The sequence below is a fragment of the Rathayibacter sp. VKM Ac-2754 genome, from assembly GCF_009807095.1.
Classification (GTDB): Bacteria; Actinomycetota; Actinomycetes; order Actinomycetales; family Microbacteriaceae; genus Rathayibacter.
Map to the genome: position 1 here is coordinate 325,657 of NZ_WUCC01000002.1, position 18,583 is coordinate 344,239.

Below are 18,583 nucleotides of genomic sequence, written 5' to 3' on the forward strand. Positions count from 1 at the left end.
GACGCGCTTAGCCGCGCTTCGAGAACGCGATCGGCTCGTCGACGTACGGCGCCCAGACGGTGCGGAGCTCCTCGGGGATGCGCTCCGGCCGCCCCGTCGCGGCGGTGACCATCACCAGGGTCGTCGCCGCCTTCGTGTACAGCACGCGCGGAGTGACGCCCTCCGGCGAGTACAGCTCGTAGCAGACCTCGAGGCTCGCGCCGCCGATGCGTCCGATCCACAGCTCGATGTCGATCGGGGCCCGCATGTACGGGATCGGCGCGAGGTACTCGATCTCCTGGCGCGCGATCAGGCTGATCGTGCGAGCGCCCGGTCGCGCGTCGAGCACCGCCGTCGCCCTCCCGCCCGCCTCCGGCGAGTCGGGCGCCCAGAACGCCTGGATGCGCGCCTCCTCGAGGAGGCGCAGCATCTCGGCGTTGTTGACGTGCGCGTAGGCGTCGAAGTCCGACCAGCGCAGCGGGATGGCGACGTGCAGGCGCATCAGTCGCGCGTGAGCTTGCGGTAGGCCGAGCGGTGCGGCTTCGCCGCGTCGGGGCCGAGGCGCTCGATCTTGTTCTCCTCGTAGGCCTCGAAGTTGCCCTCGAACCAGTACCAGTTCGCCGGATCCTCCTCGGTGCCCTCGTAGGAGAGGATGTGCGTCGCGATCCGGTCGAGGAACCAGCGATCGTGGGTGATGACCACGGCGCAGCCCGGGAACTCGAGGAGCGCGTTCTCGAGGCTGCCGAGGGTCTCGACGTCCAGGTCGTTGGTGGGCTCGTCGAGCAGGAGGAGGTTGCCGCCCTGCTTGAGCGTCAGCGCGAGGTTGAGGCGGTTGCGCTCTCCACCCGAGAGGACGCCGGCCTTCTTCTGCTGGTCGGGGCCCTTGAAGCCGAACTGCGAGACGTAGGCGCGCGACGGGATCTCGGTCCGGCCGACCGTGATGTAGTCGTGGCCGTCCGAGACGACCTCCCAGAGGTTCTTGTTCGGGTCGATGCCGCCGCGGCTCTGGTCGACGTACGAGATGTCGACCGTCTCGCCGATCTTGAGGTCGCCGGAGTCGAGGGGCTCGAAGCCCACGATCGTCTTGAAGAGCGTGGTCTTGCCGACGCCGTTCGGGCCGATCACGCCGACGATGCCGTTGCGCGGGAGGGTGAAGCTGAGGTCCTCGATGAGCACGCGCTCACCGAACGCCTTGTGCAGCTTCTTCGCGTCGATCACCTGGGCGCCGAGGCGCGGGCCGACGGGGATGACGATCTCCTCGAAGTCGAGCACGCGAGTCTTCTCGGCCTCCGACGCCATCTCCTCGTAGCGCGCGAGACGCGCCTTCGACTTGGCCTGGCGGCCCTTCGCGTTGCTGCGGACCCACTCGAGCTCGGTCGTGAGGCGCTTGGCGAGCTTCGCATCCTTCTTGCCCTGCACCTCGAGGCGCGCGCGCTTCTTCTCGAGGTAGGTCGAGTAGTTGCCCTCGTAGGGATAGAGGTGGCCGCGGTCGACCTCGGCGATCCACTCCGCGACGTTGTCGAGGAAGTACCGGTCGTGGGTGACGGCGAGGACGGCGCCGGGGTACTTCGAGAGGAACTGCTCGAGCCAGAGCACGCTCTCGGCGTCGAGGTGGTTGGTGGGCTCGTCGAGCAGGAGCAGGTCGGGCTTCTGCAGGAGGAGCTTGGTCAGCGCCACGCGGCGCTTCTCGCCACCGGAGAGGTTCGTGACGAGCGAGTCGCCCGGAGGCGTCCGCAGCGCGTCCATCGCCTGCTCGAGCTGCGAGTCGAGGTCCCACGCGTCGGCGGCGTCGATCGCCTCCTGGAGGACCCCCATCTCTGCCAGGAGCGTGTCGAAGTCCGCGTCGGGGTCGGCCATCGCGAGCGAGATCTCGTTGAAGCGGTCGATCTTGCCCTTGATCTCGCCGACGCCCTCCTGGACGTTCTCGAGCACGGTCTTCGTCTCGTCGAGCTCCGGCTCCTGCATCAGGATGCCGACGGAGTAGCCCGGGCTCAGCCGTGCCTCTCCGTTGCTGGGGGTGTCGAGCCCCGCCATGATCTTCAGGATCGTCGACTTGCCGGCGCCGTTCGGGCCGACCACGCCGATCTTGGCGCCGGGCAGGAACGACATCGTGACGTCGTCCAGGATCAGCTTGTCGCCGACCGCCTTGCGGGCGCGCACCATCGAGTAAATGTATTCAGCCACTTCAGTCCTCAACCGCTCGTACGTTCTCGGTACCCCGCTCTCCGCCGGGCAGGTCCCGTGGATCGGGAGGGCCTCGGCCGGATGACGCCGTCTGTCGACCGCCGCACCGCTCGAGTGAGCGGCGGAGTCGATGGCCGGGGACCCGTTCGAGGATACCGGCTCGATCCCCCGAGCGGGTCGGACTCCGATCGGCCGGACTCCGAGCGGGTCAGCCGTCGAGCGGGACGGTCTGGCCGATCAGGCAGGCGCCGGTGGCGATGGGCGCCGCGACGACGACGTGCACACCGTCGCTCTTCGGCCCGTACTGCCCGATGAGGCACGCGTCGGACATCTTGACGGAGACCTGGACCGAATCGGCCTCGAGACCGATCGAGGTCTCGTCGGCCGTCAGCTGCATCGACTCCTTCGCGAATCCGTTCGCGACGAGGGCGTCGACGACGCTGCGGCCGGGCGCGGACGGATCGGCGCCGACGACTCCGGTGACGACCTGCTCGAAGAACGGGCGGTTCTCCTCCGCGGTGCCCCCGGGCACGAGGGCGACCGGAGCGGAGGGAGCCTCGGAGGCGGTCGGTACGGCCGCGGCCGACGAGGAGACCGTCGGAGCAGGAGTGTCGGAGGCGGTGCAGCCCGCGAGCAGGAGCATCCCCAGGACGAGCGCACCCTGCGCGATGACGGAGGACGCCGCGGCCCGCGGCGGCACCTTGCTCCTCGGTGGCACGGGGCTCCTCTCGCCGGCAGCGGATCTCGAGCCGGACCCACCGCGCGCGGACGCTCGCGAAGGAGCTCTCAGAACGGGGTGTCCACCGATTCTAACGACGGCTCCGCGGCCGCACCGGGCGACACCGCACCCCAGTCGCCCGAGGTCTCCGCTCCGTCGGCGGACGGGGCGGTCTCGCTCCACGCGGGCGCGGCGCCGGGAGCTGCGGGGGCGGCGGACTTGCCGACCGTCCTGCTGTAGCTGGTCGTGCCCCAGGCGAGGTCGTGGCCGATCCCGTCGGCATTGACCGCGACGTCGGTGCCCGTCTTGCCTCCCGCCTCCCACGGACGCACGGTGAGGCGGCCGGTGACGATGACGCGGTCGCCGCGGGCCAGGGATGCGAGCGAGTTGCCGGCGAGTCCGTTGAAGGCGTTCACGGTGTACCAGTTGGTCGCGGCGTCGACCCAGCGCTGTGCGGCGCGGTCGTAGCGCCGCTGGGCGGAGGCCAGCCGGAAGGTCGTCATCGCAGTGCCGTTCGCTGTGTCGATGCTGCGCGGGTCGGTGCCGATGACTCCGATGACGGTCATGGTGTCGGTCATTGTCGTGTCCTCTCGTCGGTGATCGCGGGTGCGATCGAACGGCGCCCGATCGGAGGGGGCTGGTACCGACCGGGCGCCGCAGGGACAGTGTCACGACGAACGGCCCGCCTCCGTTCGGAGTGCGGGCCGTTCTGGGGAGGAGCCGATCGAGACGGCGCCTGGGGAGGAGCGCTAGGACGCCGTGATGTAGGACGAGTAGGACTTGCGGATCTTGTTCACCTTCGGCAGCGCCACGGCGAGGCAGTAGCCCTGGCCGGGGTTCTTCGTGAAGAAGTCCTGGTGGTAGTCCTCGGCCTCGAAGTACACGCCCAGCGGCGAGATCTCGGTGACGATCGGGCCGTCCCACCACTCGGCGGCGCGGTCGCGAGCCGTCTCGAACAGCTCCTTCTCCTCGTCGCTCGAGTAGTACATCGCCGAGCGGTACTGCGTGCCGACGTCGTTGCCCTGGCGGTTCAGCTGGCGCGGGTCGTGCAGGGTGAAGAAGACGTCGAGGATGACCGACTCGGGGATGACGTCGGGGTCGAAGGTCACGGCGACCGCCTCGGCGTGGCCGGTGCGGCCCGTGCAGACGGCCTCGTAGGACGGGTCCGGCGTGGATCCGCCGGTATAGCCGGAGACGACGTCGGTCACGCCGTCGAGGACGCGGTAGACGGCGTCGAGACACCAGAAGCATCCTCCGGCGAGTACGAATGTGCGCATTGCGTGTGGCTCACTTCCTGTCGCAGCGACGCAGCCGGGGCGCCGGTCGCGTCACTCGAGTCAACACCCTGTGACGCCCGCGCATTCCGCCGGGCGGAGGCCTGGAATAGAGTCCACAGGTGAGCTACGACGCCGCCCCCGACCGCTACGACCGCATGGACTACCGACGAGTGGGAAGGAGCGGGCTGAAGCTGCCCGCCCTCTCACTCGGACTGTGGCACAACTTCGGTTCCGACCGCCCCCTCGACACCCAGCGCGCGATCCTGCGCCGCGCCTTCGACCTCGGGATCACGCACTTCGATCTCGCGAACAACTACGGCCCTCCCTACGGCGCGGCCGAGACGGCGTTCGGGCGGATCTTCGCCGAGGACTTCCGCCCCTACCGCGACGAGATCGTGCTCTCCTCCAAGGCCGGCTACGACATGTGGCCCGGGCCCTACGGCGACGGAGGCTCGCGCAAGTACCTGCTCTCCTCGCTCGACCAGAGCCTCGAGCGCCTCGGAGTGGACTACGTCGACGTCTTCTACTCGCACCGCCCCGACCCGGCCACGCCGATCGAGGAGACGATGGGGGCGCTCGCCTCTGCCGTGCAGCAGGGCAAGGCGCTCTACGTCGGCATCTCGAACTACGACCCCGAGCAGACGCGGGCCGCGCAGAGCGCTCTCGCCGAGACCGGCGTGCCGCTGCTGATCCACCAGCCCCGCTACTCGATGTTCGACCGTCACGTCGAAGACGGCCTCTTCCCGGTCCTCGAGGAGATCGGTGCCGGCTGCATCGTCTTCTCGCCCCTCGCGCAGGGGCTGCTGACCGACCGCTACCTCGACGGCGCCATTCCGGAGGGGTCGCGCGCCGCGACCTCGCGCTTCCTCTCCTCCGAGCGCATCGACCAGGCCTACCTCGACCGCGTGCGCGGTCTCGCCGCGATCGCCCAGGCCCGCGGGCAGTCGGTGGCGCAGCTCGCCCTGGCCTGGGTGCTGCGCTCGCCCGCCGTCACCAGCGCGGTGATCGGCGCCTCGAGCGTCGGCCAGCTGGAGCAGAACGTGGCGGCCCTGGACGCCGGCCCGCTCAGCGCAGAGGAGATCGAGGAGATCGAGGAGTTCGCCGTGCACGGCACCGGGCTCTGAGCCGCCCTCGGGGAATGTCGGTGGTCGCTCGTAGTCTGCGAAGGCACTCGGCCGCGGGGTGCGCCGAGCACTCGAGCAGGAGGTCCCGATGTCCCTGTCCACCTTGCACGCCACCCGCGTCCCGCCCACTCTCACGCGGGTGAACCCCCGCCTCTGGCGGGTCGCCGCGACCTCCGGTGCCGTCGTCGGCCACATCGAGCTGGTCGACGACCCCCGGGGGGAGCGGTTCCGGGCCCGGCTCCTCCGCGACGGCATGCCGTCCGGGGCCGAGATCGGCGAGTTCTGGAGCGTCGACGACGCGGTCGAGGTCTTCCGCGTCGCCTGAGGCTCCTGTTCGGCGGCCGCCGTGCCACTCCCCCGTGCTGCTGTCCCGTGCGGCTGCCCCCGCGCGCCGCGCCGATCGCCAGTCGGTCGGCGCGGCACACGGGCGGCGGCACGACGGCGGGCTAGCGTTCGCCTCATGCAGTGGTGGAACGAGTTCGTGACCTGGATCCAGACGACCGACGGGCACCGATCGGTGTTCCTCGCCGTCGTCATCCTGCTCGCCGTGGTGATCGGAGTGATCGTGACGGCCGCGGTCTTCCGCGGCTCGATCGCGCGCCTGATCCGGCAGCAGGAGCACGAGCGCAAGAACGCGGTGATCGCGACGCTCATCGATGCCGCGGTCGACGCCTCCGCCTGGAACGTCCTCACGCAGGCCGAGCGCATCCTCAGCGACCGCGCCGCCGCGCAGGCCGAGACGCACCTCCGCCTGCTCCCGATCAAGGGGTCCGGAGTCGCCGCGAACTGGGCGGCGCACGAGCTCGCCGATCTCAAGCACACCTCCTCGACCGGCGGCTACCAGACTCAGGCGAGCATCGGCGAGTTCCGCGACCGCCTCGTGCAGTGGCGCGACAAGCCGAGCCGCGCGCGCAAGGCCTTCCTCGCCGACCTCGAGCGCTGGCGCTTCTCCGAGACCTCTCGGCCCGAGACTCCCGCGGCCCCCGGATCCGAGCGGGCCCCCTCGTCCGAGACCGCTCCGACGACCCGAGTCGCGACCGAGCCCTCGACGGCGCAGCCCGCTCCCCCGGCAGCCCCGGTCGTCATCGGCGCCGGCACCGCCGAGTCGTCGGACACCTCCTACCAGCGGCCGTCGACTCCGACGATCGTGCTCCCGCCCGCGCCATCGGCGTCCTCACACGATGAAACGCGCCAGCTTCTCGACGACGTGGACCGCCTCGACGTGCCCTCGCGGGAGCGCCCGGTCGAGGAGCTGCCCCCGGTGGAGCAGCCGTCCCCGGCCTCGAACGACGAGACCCGCGAGGAGTCGCCCACGACCGCGCCCTCCGCTCGCAGCGCCGACTGACACGGCGCCGGCCGACGGAGGCCGATCGGACAACGAGAGAAGGCCCCTGCCGCAGATGCGGCGGGGGCCTTCTCCCTGGTGCGGATGGTGCAGGTTGTACGCCTCAGACGTGTGCATCACGTGCACGAGCGACTCGGCCGACCAGCACGGCGAGGGGCGCCGCGACGATCGTCCACGCAACGGCGATTCCACCGAGAATGGCGAGGAGCAGCATGGTCGTACCTCCGTTCCTTACGTCGTTGTAATTCCGGACACCTCCACAGTAGGTGCCTGGAACACACTCAAGACGCAGTTGCTCGGAAACACGCCGGTGTTGCCTCGATATTCGAGGTGTGTTAGGTGACTTTAAGCCGTGGGCGCGCGTCGCGCCCGCTCGTATCAGTGGGGTGCCCCCGGCAGGAATCGAACCTGCGGCCAAGAGATTAGAAGGCTCCTGCTCTATCCGCTGAGCTACGGGGGCGTCGTCGATCGAGAATACCGGGCCGACGGCGACTCGGCGGCGTCAGGAGCCCTGGACGAGCCCGAGGACGCCGACCACCAGAGAGACCGCCGCGAGCAGCAGCGAGGCGCCGATCAGGATGGTGTGCACCCGGAGGAACGTCGTCGCCTTCCCGCTCGCGTCCCGGGCGCGCGGATCCTTGCGGATCCGGCGGAGGAACGGGGGCCAGACGACGGCGTTCCACACCGCGTTGGCGATCAGGATCCAGCAGACGAGGGTCATCACGAACCCCGATTCTAGGAGGCCGCGCGGTGAGGCCCCGTCATCGGTGCCCGGAGCGTGTCGGTGGTCGCCGATACACTCTCCCCCATGAGTAGCGCCCCCGATCGTCTTGTCTGGATCGACTGCGAGATGACGGGACTCGACCTCGCCGTCGACGAGCTCGTCGAGATCGCCGTCATCGTCACCGACTTCGACCTCGAGCCCCTCGACGCGGGACTCTCGATCGTGATCCGACCCGACGACTCCGCGCTGGCGAACATGGGCGACTTCGTCCGCACGATGCACGAGGCCTCGGGGCTCCTCGACGAGATCCCGTCCGGGGTCAGCGTGGCCGAGGCCGAGTACGAGGTCCTCGAGTACGTGCTCAAGCACGTTCCGGCCGAGCAGCACGCCCCCCTCGCCGGCAACTCCATCGGCACCGATCGCGCCTTCCTCGTCAAGTACATGCCCAAGCTCGACTCGCACCTGCACTACCGCAACGTCGACGTCTCGACCGTGAAGGAGCTCGCCCGCCGCTGGTTCCCGCGGGTCTACTTCAACGCTCCGGCCAAGCACGGCGGTCACCGGGCCCTCGCCGACATCCTCGAGAGCATCCGCGAGCTGCGCTACTACCGGCGTGCCGCCTTCATCGCCGAGCCCGGCCCCACGACCGCCGAGGTGCAGGCCGTCTCGGCCGCCGTCGTGGACGAGTTCGCGTCACGGATGTAGTACTCTCGTACAGTTGCTTCGCGGGGTCGCCCCCGCGGATCGCGATCCTGGTGGGTATAGCTCAGTTGGCAGAGCGCCTGGTTGTGGTCTAGGAGGTCGCGGGTTCGAGCCCCGTTACTCACCCCAGCATCAGGAGACACCGAACCCTCGAGGTCGGTGTCGATGAAGGAAGAACCGCGTCTCGGTTCTGCGTGAAGGGCTCGGAGTCGAAGGACTCCGGGCCCTTCGTGCGATCAGCGGCGAGAGAGGCGTGGAGCATGCTGGACCTGGACAAGGCCGCCTTCGAGGCACTCGTCGTCGCCGAGCTCGACGCACTGCCCGACGACATGGTCGACGGCCTCGACAACGTGGTCTTCGTCGTCGAGGACCGCCCCGAGGACGGCTCGCTCGACCTGCTCGGGATCTACGACGGCGTCGCGCTGACCGAGCGGGAGCGCTACGGCTTCGGCGAGATGCCCGACCGCATCGTCCTCTTCCGAGAGCCCCACCTCGCGGCCTGCGACGACCTCGACGAGCTGCGGGACGAGATCCACGTGACCCTCGTCCACGAGATCGCCCACTTCTACGGCATCGACGACGACCGGCTGCACGAGCTCGGCTGGGCCTGACCCTCCTCCGCGCACGGCCCGTCACCGGTGTCGAGCACGAGGTCCGCGCTCTCGCGGGGAGCCTCGCGATCGCAGTAGCGCCGGAACTGCAGGTCCCAGTCGTCCCAGTGCGGCTCGAACAGGGCGCCGTCGCGGGCGAGGGCACGGGTGCGACGCTCCTGCTCCGAGGCCTCGATCCACACCGAGAGGTCGGCTCGGGCGCGGTTCGCCGCGCCGGCGGCACCGCAGCCCTCGAGCAGGAGGAGCGGAGCCGTCACGACTCGAGTGCCGGTCGTCGTGCCGGCCGCCCAGTTCCAGGGGCGCCATCGCGAGGCGAGGCCGAGCGCGTGCGGCCGGACGAGCTCGCGATGACTCGCGACCACGGCACTATCGAGGCCCGACCATCCGGGGTACAGGTCGTCCATCCGCACCAGCGCCGCCTCCGGTGCCCTCGCGGTGGAGCGGATCGCGCGCAGCAGCTCGACGGCGAAGGTCGACTTGCCGGAGCCGCTCGGGCCGTCGATCAGCAGCGTCCGCACCCGGCGGTCGACGACGCGGCGCGCGAGAGACCTCACGACGCGTTCGCTCGACGGCACGGGCTCAGACATCGAGGAGGAAGCTCCAGGTTCCCGCGAGGACCGCGGCCGTCACCGCGAGGACGGCGACGACGGCCCCGCCGAGGATCAGCAGCAGGTCGCCCGGGCGGAGCCGCGACTCCCGAGCCCAGGTGCGGGGAGCGTCGGAGCCGAAGCCCTTCGCCTCCATGGCGGTCGCGAGTCGGCTCCCCCGCCGGATCGCGAGGACGAGGAGCGAGAAAGCGCGCGACGCGAGGCTGCGCACCGCGTGGATCGGGCCGCGACCGTCCGCCAGCCCGCGGGCGCGACGCGCCATGGCGAGGGTGCGCCAGTCCTCCACCAGCAGGCCGACCAGGCGCATCCCGGCCAGCCCGCCCAGCACGAACCGAGCGGGCAGACGGAGGATCTGGGCGAGCCCGTCGGCGAGATCGGTCGGATCGGTCGTCGCGATCAGGACCACGCTGGGCAGGCCGATGGCGAGGACTCGCAGCGCGATGGCGGCGCCCAGCGCGAGCGACCCCTCCGTCACGCTGATGAAGAGGACCTGCGCGAGGACACTCCCCTCGTCACGCCCGTACAGCACGGTGGTCGCCCCGGCGAGCGGGGCGGCGATCCACAGTGGAGAGGTCCGCCGGAGGAGCTCCCCGAAGCGCAGGCCGGCGAAGGGCAGCACCAGGAGCTCGAGGGCGAGAGCCGTCGCGGCCGAGACGACGTCGACGGTCAGGACGAGGACGAGCGCGATCAGGAGGCTCGCGAGGAGCTTCGCGACCGGATTGGCGCGGGCGATCGGCCCGCGGGCCGGGACCGCCTCGAGCAGGCTCATCGGCCGGCTCCCGCGGGCTCGCCGATCAGGACCGTCTCGTCGGCCAGCGCCGCGACGAGGTGCTCGTCGTGGGTGACGGCGAGCACCGCCCTCCCGTCGTCGCGCAGCTCCGCCAGGAGATCCGCCACGACCTGCCAGGTGAGCCGGTCCTGGCCGAAGGTGGGCTCGTCGAGCACGACCACCGCGGGGCGGCGGACGAGCGCCGACGCCACAGCGAGCCTGCGCTTCTCGCCTCCCGAGAGGGTGAAGGGATTGGCCTCGGCCAGCGCCGAGAGACCCAGCCGGTCGAGCAGCTGGTCGGCGCGGCGTCGCTCGACCTCGTCGCGCACGCCGAGCCGGAGCTCCTCCCGCACCCGCGCGGTGAGGAACTGGTGCTCCGGCTCCTGGAACACCATCGCGACCCGGTCGGCGAGCTGCGCCGAGCTCCACCGGTGCGGGTGCGGCGACGCTCCGTCGCGGACCTCGGCCGAGGCCACCACCTCTCCCCCGGCGGGCGGCAGCAGGCCGGCGAGCGTGAGAGCGAGCGTGGACTTGCCGGCGCCGTTGGGTCCGAGCACGGCGGCGACCCGGCCGGCGGAGATCGCGAAGTCGAGCCCCGACACCACCGGCACGGGCTGACGCCGCCCGAAGACGGGCCGGCCGACGGCGAGATCCTGCGTGCTCAGAGCCAACGGCGCGGGGCCGTCGGCAGTCGGGAGGCGCGCGGGGACCTCGCCCGGCACCCACACTCCGGCGGCCGCGAGAGCGGTCCGGGCGCCGATCAGGACAGTCCGCGGATCGCCGTCGGCGATCACGGCCCCGTCGGCCCCCAGCACGACGACGCGATCGACGAGGTCGATCCACACGTCGACACGGTGCTCCACGACGACGAGCGTGGCGCCCGACCGCTCGAGACTGCGCTCGACCGCCGCCCTGACCTCGCGGACCCCCGCGGGATCGAGGTTCGCCGTCGGCTCGTCGAGGAGCAGGAGGCGCGGCTGCATCGCGAGCACGCCGGCGAGCGCGAGTCGCTGCTTCTGACCGCCGGACAGCGCCGAGGTCGATCGGTCGAGCGCCACGTCGAGCCCGACGTCGTCGAGGGCGCGGCGCACCCGCTCGGGGATCTGCTCGCGCGGCACGCCGAGGTTCTCGCAGGCGAAGCCGACATCGTCCCCGACCCGGGCGAGGACCGCCTGCGTGTCGGGATCCTGGAGCACGAGACCGGCGGCACCGCGGCTCGCGAGGGGCGCGAGCCCGTCGATGGCGAGCTCACCGGCCGACGCACCGTCCTCCTCCCCGCCGAGGACACCCGCGAGAGCGTGCAGGAGGGTGCTCTTGCCCGCACCTGAGGGACCGAGCAGCAGGACCTTCTCGCCCGGAGCGACGGCGAGATCGAGGCCCGTTATTGCCGTGCGGGAGCGCCCGGCGTGGCGCCAGCTCCAGCCACGGGCCCGGACGGACGCGCCCGTCATCGACCGCCCGCGCCCACTCCCTCGACGACCCGGCCCTCCCTGCCGGACGCGAAGCGGTCGAGCGCCCCCGATGCGGCGAGGGCGCGCACCGCGAACCACGGCAGCAGACCGGCCAGGACGGCTCCCGAGACGATCGAGGAGACGACGTAGACGGTCGCGAAGAGGCCGTCGATCCCGGCGTAGTAGACGATCAGATCGTTGATCGCGAGGGCGAGACCGGAGGCGGCGCCCGCGAGCAGCGCGACGATCGGCCGACCGCTGCGGTAGAGGAAGAGCGCGAAGACGATCTCGGCCCCGAGACCCTGGACGAGGCCGGACAGCAGGACGACGAAGCCCCACTGAGTGCCGATGAGAGCTGAGACGAGCGCGGCGACCAGTTCGGTGAACAGCGCGGCCCCGGGCTTGCGGATGATCAGGCCGCCGAGGACGCCGGCGAAGAGCCAGCCGCCGCCGAGGATGCCGCCGAGCCCGGGGAGGAAGTCGAAGACGACGCCGACAGCGGTCGTCGCGAGGCCCCAGGCCCAGAAGACGATGCCGCTCGCGACCGCGACCACGCTGGCGATGACGATGTCGACGACCCGCCAGCGGAGGACGCGAGCCGGACGGCTCGCGGTCGACGAGGAGGAGAGGGATGAGTTCTGCACTGACGTGCCCTTTCGTGGAAGCGAATAGGCACGGGTAGTAAGAGGAGATCGAAACGTTCCTTCGCTGGCATGACCCAGATCAGGTTCGACGGTCGAAGGCTGCGTGCCTTCCTCTCAGTCCGGTGCACCGGACTCCCGTGTTCGTCAGCAATCATAGACAGCATGTCGTGGTCGGTGGTCGTCGTGCTCGCGGTGATCCTGCTGGTGCTGCTGCAGGCGCTGCTGTGGCAGCGGAGGCGGCGCATCCGGCGGGAGCTGCTCAGCTACGGCACCCGCGTCGCCGGACGGGTCCTGGCCCACGATCCTGCGCGCGGGGACCGCGCCGCGACGGCGGAGCTCGGGCGGCTGCTCGTCGCCTACCGCCTCGCGGACGGCGAGGAGCGCCGGGCCCTGAAGGTGCCGCAGCGCCGCGGGGACGCGTGGATGGCGGGTGAGCCCGTGGCCGTGATCTACGATCCGCGCCGACCGGACGACGCCGAGCGCCTGATCGTCGGATTCGGACGGACCCAGAAGAAGTGGTTCACCGCGAGGCAGCAGCGCCTCCGCTGATCGCGGAGGGCGCCGCGGGGCGCCCTACTTCTTGAGGGCGCGGATGATGCGCGCGAGCGCCTTGCCGGTGACCCAGACGAACGGAATGCCGACGGCGAGCACGGAGACGACGTTCGGCTGGAAGCGCAGCCCGAGGTCGTCCTTGATGTAGGCGCCGATCGGGACGACCGCACCGCCACCGCCGCCACCGCCGCCCTCCTGGCCATCCTCGGAGCCGCTGCCGCCGCCGAAGCCGAACCAGCGCAGGGCGACGGGCACGAGCGACACTCCGTCGACCGTCACCGGCTCCCCGTAGATGGTCGCGGCACCCGCGGAGGTGACGGAGTCGGCCAGGGACACGGCGATGTTGGGCATGCCCGAACGCTACTCCGCCCCTCTCGACGCCGACAACCGGCGCTGCGACTCGCACAGGACTCCCCCACCCCCGCCCGACCGTCAGCGGCCATACTCGTCGGATGCCTCAGCACCCCCGCCGTCGCCGGCCCGCTCGCGCGGCCGCCGTCGTCGTGCTGAGCGCCGCTCTGGCCGCTTTCCTCGCCTTCCACCGCGTGCTGCCCGACGCGGCAGGATGGCTCTCCGTCGTCGAGACGGGGATCCCGTGGACCGGGCTGGCCGTGCTGCTGCTCGTCTCGAGCGCCATCGCGCTGCGATCCCGCGCGGCCGGAGCCGCGGCGACCGTCCTGGTGATGGTCTACGGCGTGCTCGTCCTCCCGGTCGCTCTCCCCGGACCCGAGGTCCGCTCCGGCCGCTTCACCGTCGTCAGTCAGAACCTCGCGGCGAGCGGCGACGGCGCGGCCGAGCTCGTGACCTCGCTCGCGGCGGAGGGACCCGACGCCATCGCCCTCCAGGAGCTCGACGGCGACGCCCGGTCGGCGGTCGACGACGTGCTGTCCGAGCAGTACCCGTACTCGTACGTCGTCGGGACGGTCGGCGTGTGGAGCCGCACCGAGCTGTCGGACGGCACGCCGCTCGACCTCGGTCTCGACTGGAACCGGGCTCTCGCCGTCGACATCGACACCCCGCTGGGCCCGAGCCGCCTGTTCGTCGTGCACCTCGCCTCCTTCCGGCTCGGCGACCACGAGGAGCGCGACACCATGCTCGGCGGCCTCGCCTCGGCTCTCGCCGAGGACAGCTCCGACCGGACCCTCGTCGTCGGCGACTTCAACACCGCGACCGACGACCACCTGCTCGCACCCGTCCTGGCGGAGGCTGCGCTGGTGCGCGGCTCGGGAGTCGGCTTCCCCGCGACCTGGCCCTCACTGCTCCCGGTCGTCTCGCTCGATCACGCGCTGGCCGACGGGGTCCCCGCCTCCACACTGCGGGTGCTGCCGGCGAACGGCTCCGACCACCGGCCGATCAGTCTGACGATCGGTTCCGCGTAGCCAGGGTGTCGCTGAGGTCGATGCCCTTGGCCGACTCGGGAGCCGACTTCGCCAGGAGGGACGCCGGCCGGACGGCCCCGCTGCCGAAGCGCGCGGACACACCGTCGACGGCGAGCTCGGCGTCGCGCCAGTCGTCGGAGTCGCTCCAGAGCGAGAAGGCGACCTCGTCGCCCTCGACCAGCTGCTCGCCGCGCACGCCGATCAGCCTGACGGGCCGACGGAGCGGGTTCGCGGCCTCGAGGAGCGCGGAGGACGCCTCGTAGATCACCCGGGCGACGTCGGTCGGCTCGGGGAGCGTTCGCGAGCGGGTGAGAGTGCTGAAGTCCCCGAAGCGGACCTTGACCGCGACGGTCCGGCAGCGCACTCCCGCGTGCCTCAGGCGCACCGCCACCTTGTCCGAGAGGCGCAGCAGCTCTCGGCGCACCAGCTCGGGGTCGGCGACGTCGTCGGCGAAGGTGATCTCGTGACCGGCGCTCTTCTCGATCTGGCGCGTGTCGACCGAGCGCGGATCGACTCCGTTCGACAGAGCGTGCAGGCGGCGGCCCGTCGCCTCGCCGAGCGAGGAGATCAGCACCGGCAGCGGAGTCGCGGCGACGTCGGCGACCGTGCGCAGGCCCCGCCGCAGCAGCGCCTCCTCGGTGCTCGCCCCGACGCCCCACAGCGCGCTCACCGGGAGTGGATCGAGGAAGGCCTGCACGCCGTCGGAGGGGACGACGAGCAGCCCGTCGGGCTTGGAGCGACCCGAGGCGAGCTTGGCGACGAACTTGGTGCTCGCTATGCCCACGGAGCAGGTGAGCCCGAGCTCGGAGTGCACCTGCGCGCGGATCGCCGTGCCGATCGCCCAGGGGGAGCCGGAGATCCGGCGGGCACCCGCGACGTCGAGGAACGCCTCGTCGATGCTGAGCCGCTCGACCAGGGGCGTGAAGGAGTCGAAGATCGCCATCACCCGGCGCGACGCGTCGCGGTAGCGGTCCATGTGCGGCTCGAGCACGATCGCCTGCGGGCAGCGTCGGAGCGCGACCGCCATCGGCATCGCCGAGTTCACGCCGTAGCGGCGGGCCTCGTAGGTGGCGGCCGTGACGACGGACCGCGCGCCGCGGTGGCCGACGATGACCGGGAGGCCGCGGAGCTCCGGGTGCTCGAGCAGCTCGACCGAGGCGAAGAACGCGTCCATGTCGATGTGCAGGATGTGCGCGCGGGGGTCGTCGAACGGCTCGGTCGTGACCTGCCGCCCCGTGCCGTCCTGTTTGCTCACGTACCGTCCTGATCGCTCGACTCCCGCCTGTCCTCATGGTCGCACGCACCTCCGACATCGTGGTCGGAGGCCTCGGAGCGATCGAGCGGGAGGGAATGACCGGCGACCCGCCGCGGTTGACCCGAGCACCGACGACGACGCTCCGGAGAAGACATGACGCACCAGCAGCCCGACTCCCCCACCGCCCTCGAGATGAACCGCTGGCTCGACCTCCAGGAGCGCGCGCACGCCGCGTTCGAGGTCCGCCTCGCCCTGGTCGCCGACTGGACGGCGCCCACCCCCGACACCGAGTGGGACACCCGTGCTCTCGTGCTGCACGTCGTCCGCGAGCAGCAGCGGGCGCACACCCTGCTCTCGGGCGGGGACGAGTCGCCCATCCGCCTCGAGCCCGTCGCCGCCGATCTGCGCAGCGAGTGGCGCCGGGTCACCGACCGCGCCCGCGAGGCGGCCCGCGCCGTCGACCCCGAGGCCGTCCTGCGACTCGGCCGCGACACCGTCACGGCGCTCGAGCTCGTCCGCGAGCAGGTCTCCGACGTGACGATCCACGCCTGGGACCTCGCCCGCGCCACGCGGAGCGACGAGCACCTCGACGACGAGCTCGTCGCCGCCGTGTGGGAGCTGTTCGCCCCGCAGGAGGCGACGCTGCGCGCGAGCGGTCTCTACGCCCAGCCCGTGGCCGTCGATCTGGAGGCTCCGCTCCAGAGCCGTCTGCTCGCGATCACCGGCCGCGACGACCGACTGGCCGCCTGACCTCCCTCCCATCCGCGACCGGCAGGATGGGAGCACCGCAACGACCCCCGGGGCCACCAGCCCCGCAGACGAGAGGAAGACCCATGACACGCGTCGCCGTCATCGGAGCCCACGGCAAGATCGGCCAGCGGATCCTGCACCTGCTGTACGACGCCGGACACGAGTCCGTCGGAGTCGTCCGCAACCCGGATCACGCCGAGGACATCATCCGGCTGGGGAGCGAGCCGCTGGTGCACGACCTCGAGTCGTCGAGCGCGGCCGACTTCGCCGCCGCCCTCGAGGGCGTCGACGCCCTGGTCTTCACGGCCGGCGCCGGCCCCGACTCCGGGATCGAGCGCAAGCGCACCGTCGACCTCGGCGCCTCCGTGCTCAGCCAGGAGGCCGCCTCGATCGCCGGGATCCGCCGCTTCGTCCAGATCAGCGCGATCGGCGTCGACGAGCCGCTCGCCGACGACACGGACGAGGGCTGGCGCGCCTACGTCGAGGCCAAGCGCGACGCCGACGCCGCCCTGCGCGCCACCGATCTCGACTGGACCGTCCTGCGCCCCGGCGCTCTGACGACCGACGAGGGCACCGGCCGGATCGCCCTCGGCGAGACCGTCGAGCGCGGCAGCATCCCGCGTGACGACGTCGCCGCGACGGTCCTCGCCGTTCTCGCCGATCCCACCTCGATCGGCCGCACCTGGGAGATCGTCTCGGGAGACGTCGCCATCGAGGACGCCGTCGCGCAGGCCTCCTGACGACTCCGGCCACACCTAGAGTGGGCGGGTGAGCAGTCACCCGCCCCGTCCCTGGCTCCGGAGCTACGCCCCCGGAGTGCCCACCGATCTCGACCTCCCGACCGGGTCGCTCGTCGACATCGTCACCGAGTCGGCCGAGCGCTATCCGCAGACCGTCGCCCTCGAGTTCTTCGGGAGGGCGACGAGCTACGCGCAGCTCGCCGAGGACGTCGAGCGGGCGGCCGAGGGGCTCCGGCGCCTCGGCGTCCGCGCCGGCGACCCCGTCGCGCTGATCCTGCCGAACTGCCCGCAGCACGTGGTCGCGTTCTACGCGGTCCTCCGGCTCGGCGCGGTGGTCGTCGAGCACAACCCGCTCTACACGCCGAGGGAGCTCCGCCACCAGTTCGAGGACCACGGGGCCCGCGTCGCGATCGCCTGGGACCGCGTGGTCCCGACCGTCCAGGACCTCCCCGCCGACCTCGGCGTCGAGACGGTCGTGGCCGTCGACCTCACCCGCGCCATGCCCGCGTCGATGCGCGCCGCGCTTCGCCTGCCGCTGAAGAAGGCTCGCGAGTCGCGGGCCGCGCTGACCGGTCCTGTCCGCGGCGCGGTCGAGTGGGAGTCGCTCCTCCGCCGTCGGATCGAGCCCGCCCACCCCCGCCCGGTCGCCACGGACCTCGCCGTCATCCAGTACACGAGTGGGACGACGGGCGCCCCCAAGGGCGCCGAGCTCACCCACCTCAACCTGACCGCCAACGCAGCACAGTCGCGCGCGTGGGTGCCGCAGGTGCGGCGGGGCGACTGCGTCGTCTACGCGGTCCTCCCGATGTTCCACGCCTACGGGCTCACGCTCTGCCTCACTTTCGCGATGAGCATGGGCGCTCGACTCGTCCTGTTCCCCAAGTTCGATCCCGACCTCGTCCTCAAGGTCGTCCGCAAGCATCCGGCGACGTTCCTCCCCGCGGTGCCCCCGATCGCCGAGCGGCTCGCCGCCCGGGCACGGGAGCGCGGCGAGTCGCTGCAGGGCATCGAGATCGCCATCTCGGGAGCGATGCCCCTCGACCCCGACCTCGTCGAGGGCTTCGAGGCGCTCACCGGCGGCACGCTGGTCGAGGGCTACGGCCTGTCGGAGACGTCGCCCGTCCTGATGGCGAACCCGGTGGGGCCGACCAGGCGCGCCGGTACCGTCGGACTGCCGCTGCCCGGCACGGACGTCCGGATCGTGGATCCGGAGGACCCGGACGTCGACGTTGCGCCAGGAACCCAGGGCGAGCTCGTGGTGCGCGGGCCGCAGGTGTTCCGCGGCTACCACCGCAAGCCCGAGGAGACCGCCGCGTCGTTCACGACCGACGGCTGGTTCCGCACCGGAGACATCGCGACGATCGACGACGACGGCTTCGTCCGCCTGGTCGATCGCATCAAGGAGCTGATCATCACGGGCGGATTCAACGTCTCGCCCTCGGAGGTGGAGGAGGTGCTCCGCCGCCTCCCCTCCGTCCGCGACGCCGCCGTCGTCGGGCTGCCCGACCCGCACAGCGGCGAGTCGGTCGCCGCGGCGGTCGTGCTCGAGCCGGGGGCGAGCTTCGATCCCGCCGACGCGCGCACGGTGGTGCGGGAGGCGCTGACGCCCTACAAGGTGCCGAAGCGGATCGTCGTCGTCGACGAGCTGCCGACGAGCATGATCGGCAAGGTGCTGCGGCGCCAGGTCAAGGCGATGCTGCTCGACGAGGGCTGACCCGCCACGCGGACGAGCCCCCGGCCGAGGGCCGAGGGCTCGTCGCGAGGTGCGCCT

Annotated in this window: 22 protein-coding genes, 2 tRNA genes and 1 riboswitch; of the genes, 11 read left to right on the forward strand and 13 right to left on the reverse strand. The window is 71.6% G+C overall.

Features of this window, described 5'->3' with window-relative positions; translation table 11 throughout:
* Nucleotides 1-7: 7 nt before the first annotated feature.
* The 5 genes from GRS92_RS04820 to msrA form a co-directional block, all read right to left on the reverse strand.
* Entirely contained in the window at nt 8-481 is a 474-nt protein-coding gene (locus GRS92_RS04820; protein WP_159853812.1) for an acyl-CoA thioesterase, read from the reverse strand.
* Entirely contained in the window at nt 481-2,163 is a 1,683-nt protein-coding gene (gene ettA / locus GRS92_RS04825; protein ID WP_159853814.1) for an energy-dependent translational throttle protein EttA, read from the reverse strand. The genes GRS92_RS04820 and ettA overlap by 1 nt, the downstream gene beginning before the upstream one ends.
* 208 nt (nt 2,164-2,371) lie before the next feature.
* Nucleotides 2,372-2,881, reverse strand: a complete 510-nt coding sequence (locus tag GRS92_RS04830; protein ID WP_235021818.1) for a DUF6993 domain-containing protein — start codon at nt 2,879-2,881, stop codon at nt 2,372-2,374.
* A gap of 68 nt (nt 2,882-2,949) precedes the next feature.
* Complete coding sequence (locus GRS92_RS04835; RefSeq protein WP_159853816.1) at nt 2,950-3,459, reverse strand: single-stranded DNA-binding protein; 510 nt, start codon at nt 3,457-3,459, stop codon at nt 2,950-2,952.
* A gap of 171 nt (nt 3,460-3,630) precedes the next feature.
* On the reverse strand, nt 3,631-4,158 hold the full coding sequence (gene msrA / locus GRS92_RS04840) for a peptide-methionine (S)-S-oxide reductase MsrA (RefSeq protein WP_159853818.1): 528 nt from the start codon (nt 4,156-4,158) through the stop codon (nt 3,631-3,633).
* A gap of 119 nt (nt 4,159-4,277) precedes the next feature.
* Between msrA and mgrA the strand changes: the two genes are divergently transcribed.
* The 3 genes from mgrA (at nt 4,278) to GRS92_RS04855 (ending at nt 6,627) form a co-directional block, all read left to right on the forward strand.
* On the forward strand, nt 4,278-5,282 hold the full coding sequence (gene mgrA / locus GRS92_RS04845; protein WP_159853820.1) for an L-glyceraldehyde 3-phosphate reductase: 1,005 nt from the start codon (nt 4,278-4,280) through the stop codon (nt 5,280-5,282).
* Between the two features lie 88 nt (nt 5,283-5,370).
* Complete coding sequence (locus tag GRS92_RS04850) at nt 5,371-5,607, forward strand: hypothetical protein (protein WP_159853822.1); 237 nt, start codon at nt 5,371-5,373, stop codon at nt 5,605-5,607.
* Nucleotides 5,608-5,742: 135 nt separating this feature from the next.
* On the forward strand, nt 5,743-6,627 hold the full coding sequence (locus tag GRS92_RS04855; RefSeq protein WP_159853824.1) for a hypothetical protein: 885 nt from the start codon (nt 5,743-5,745) through the stop codon (nt 6,625-6,627).
* A gap of 387 nt (nt 6,628-7,014) precedes the next feature.
* On the opposite strand, the gene GRS92_RS04860 is transcribed toward GRS92_RS04855, so the two are convergent.
* Nucleotides 7,015-7,087: transfer RNA gene (locus tag GRS92_RS04860), tRNA-Arg, on the reverse strand.
* 42 nt (nt 7,088-7,129) lie between these two features.
* Entirely contained in the window at nt 7,130-7,348 is a 219-nt protein-coding gene (locus GRS92_RS04865) for an SCO4848 family membrane protein (protein WP_204162155.1), read from the reverse strand.
* Between the two features lie 87 nt (nt 7,349-7,435).
* Between GRS92_RS04865 and orn the strand changes: the two genes are divergently transcribed.
* The 3 genes from orn (at nt 7,436) to GRS92_RS04880 (ending at nt 8,664) form a co-directional block, all read left to right on the forward strand.
* Entirely contained in the window at nt 7,436-8,056 is a 621-nt protein-coding gene (gene orn, locus GRS92_RS04870; protein WP_159853828.1) for an oligoribonuclease, read from the forward strand.
* Nucleotides 8,057-8,106: 50 nt separating this feature from the next.
* Nucleotides 8,107-8,182: transfer RNA gene (locus tag GRS92_RS04875), tRNA-His, on the forward strand.
* 131 nt (nt 8,183-8,313) lie between these two features.
* Nucleotides 8,314-8,664 (forward strand): metallopeptidase family protein, encoded by a 351-nt coding sequence (locus tag GRS92_RS04880; protein ID WP_159853830.1) that lies wholly within the window; start codon nt 8,314-8,316, stop codon nt 8,662-8,664.
* On the opposite strand, the gene GRS92_RS04885 is transcribed toward GRS92_RS04880, so the two are convergent.
* The 4 genes from GRS92_RS04885 to GRS92_RS04900 are packed head-to-tail and all read right to left on the reverse strand — an operon-like array spanning nt 8,619 to nt 12,136.
* Nucleotides 8,619-9,218: an ATP-binding protein gene (locus GRS92_RS04885; protein ID WP_204162082.1), complete on the reverse strand. Its 600-nt coding sequence runs from the start codon at nt 9,216-9,218 to the stop codon at nt 8,619-8,621. The two genes, GRS92_RS04880 and GRS92_RS04885, sit on opposite strands and share 46 nt — an antisense overlap.
* A 25-nt stretch (nt 9,219-9,243) precedes the next feature.
* A complete protein-coding gene (locus GRS92_RS04890) occupies nt 9,244-10,041 on the reverse strand; it encodes an energy-coupling factor transporter transmembrane component T family protein (protein WP_159853832.1) in 798 nt (265 codons plus the stop codon).
* Nucleotides 10,038-11,492 (reverse strand): ABC transporter ATP-binding protein, encoded by a 1,455-nt coding sequence (locus tag GRS92_RS04895; RefSeq protein ID WP_159853834.1) that lies wholly within the window; start codon nt 11,490-11,492, stop codon nt 10,038-10,040. The genes GRS92_RS04890 and GRS92_RS04895 overlap by 4 nt, the downstream gene beginning before the upstream one ends.
* Nucleotides 11,489-12,136 carry an ECF transporter S component gene (locus tag GRS92_RS04900; protein WP_159853836.1) on the reverse strand — a complete coding sequence of 216 codons (648 nt, stop codon included), beginning with the start codon at nt 12,134-12,136 and terminating at the stop codon, nt 11,489-11,491. Before GRS92_RS04900 ends, GRS92_RS04895 begins: the two co-directional genes overlap by 4 nt.
* Nucleotides 12,137-12,175: 39 nt before the next feature.
* A riboswitch (TPP riboswitch) is annotated at nt 12,176-12,284 on the reverse strand.
* A gap of 14 nt (nt 12,285-12,298) precedes the next feature.
* Here GRS92_RS04900 and GRS92_RS04905 point away from each other — a divergent pair.
* On the forward strand, nt 12,299-12,685 hold the full coding sequence (locus GRS92_RS04905) for a DUF3592 domain-containing protein (protein ID WP_159853838.1): 387 nt from the start codon (nt 12,299-12,301) through the stop codon (nt 12,683-12,685).
* Between the two features lie 24 nt (nt 12,686-12,709).
* Here GRS92_RS04905 and GRS92_RS04910 read toward each other — a convergent pair whose 3' ends face one another.
* Nucleotides 12,710-13,039, reverse strand: coding sequence for a hypothetical protein (locus GRS92_RS04910; protein WP_159853840.1), 330 nt, complete (start codon nt 13,037-13,039; stop codon nt 12,710-12,712).
* Nucleotides 13,040-13,140: 101 nt separating this feature from the next.
* On the opposite strand from GRS92_RS04910, the gene GRS92_RS04915 reads away from it, so the two are divergent.
* Nucleotides 13,141-14,067: an endonuclease/exonuclease/phosphatase family protein gene (locus tag GRS92_RS04915; protein WP_159853842.1), complete on the forward strand. Its 927-nt coding sequence runs from the start codon at nt 13,141-13,143 to the stop codon at nt 14,065-14,067.
* On the opposite strand, the gene dinB is transcribed toward GRS92_RS04915, so the two are convergent.
* On the reverse strand, nt 14,042-15,322 hold the full coding sequence (dinB, locus tag GRS92_RS04920) for a DNA polymerase IV (protein ID WP_159853844.1): 1,281 nt from the start codon (nt 15,320-15,322) through the stop codon (nt 14,042-14,044). The two genes, GRS92_RS04915 and dinB, sit on opposite strands and share 26 nt — an antisense overlap.
* Nucleotides 15,323-15,475: 153 nt before the next feature.
* Here dinB and GRS92_RS04925 point away from each other — a divergent pair, with 153 nt between their 5' ends.
* The 3 genes from GRS92_RS04925 to GRS92_RS04935 all read left to right on the forward strand — a co-directional run bounded on the left by GRS92_RS04925 (nt 15,476) and on the right by GRS92_RS04935 (nt 18,526).
* Nucleotides 15,476-16,072, forward strand: coding sequence for a TIGR03086 family metal-binding protein (locus GRS92_RS04925; protein ID WP_235021819.1), 597 nt, complete (start codon nt 15,476-15,478; stop codon nt 16,070-16,072).
* A gap of 83 nt (nt 16,073-16,155) precedes the next feature.
* Nucleotides 16,156-16,812: an SDR family oxidoreductase gene (locus GRS92_RS04930; protein ID WP_159853846.1), complete on the forward strand. Its 657-nt coding sequence runs from the start codon at nt 16,156-16,158 to the stop codon at nt 16,810-16,812.
* Nucleotides 16,813-16,840: 28 nt separating this feature from the next.
* Nucleotides 16,841-18,526 carry a long-chain-fatty-acid--CoA ligase gene (locus GRS92_RS04935; RefSeq protein ID WP_159853848.1) on the forward strand — a complete coding sequence of 562 codons (1,686 nt, stop codon included), beginning with the start codon at nt 16,841-16,843 and terminating at the stop codon, nt 18,524-18,526.
* Nucleotides 18,527-18,583 lie beyond the last annotated feature (57 nt).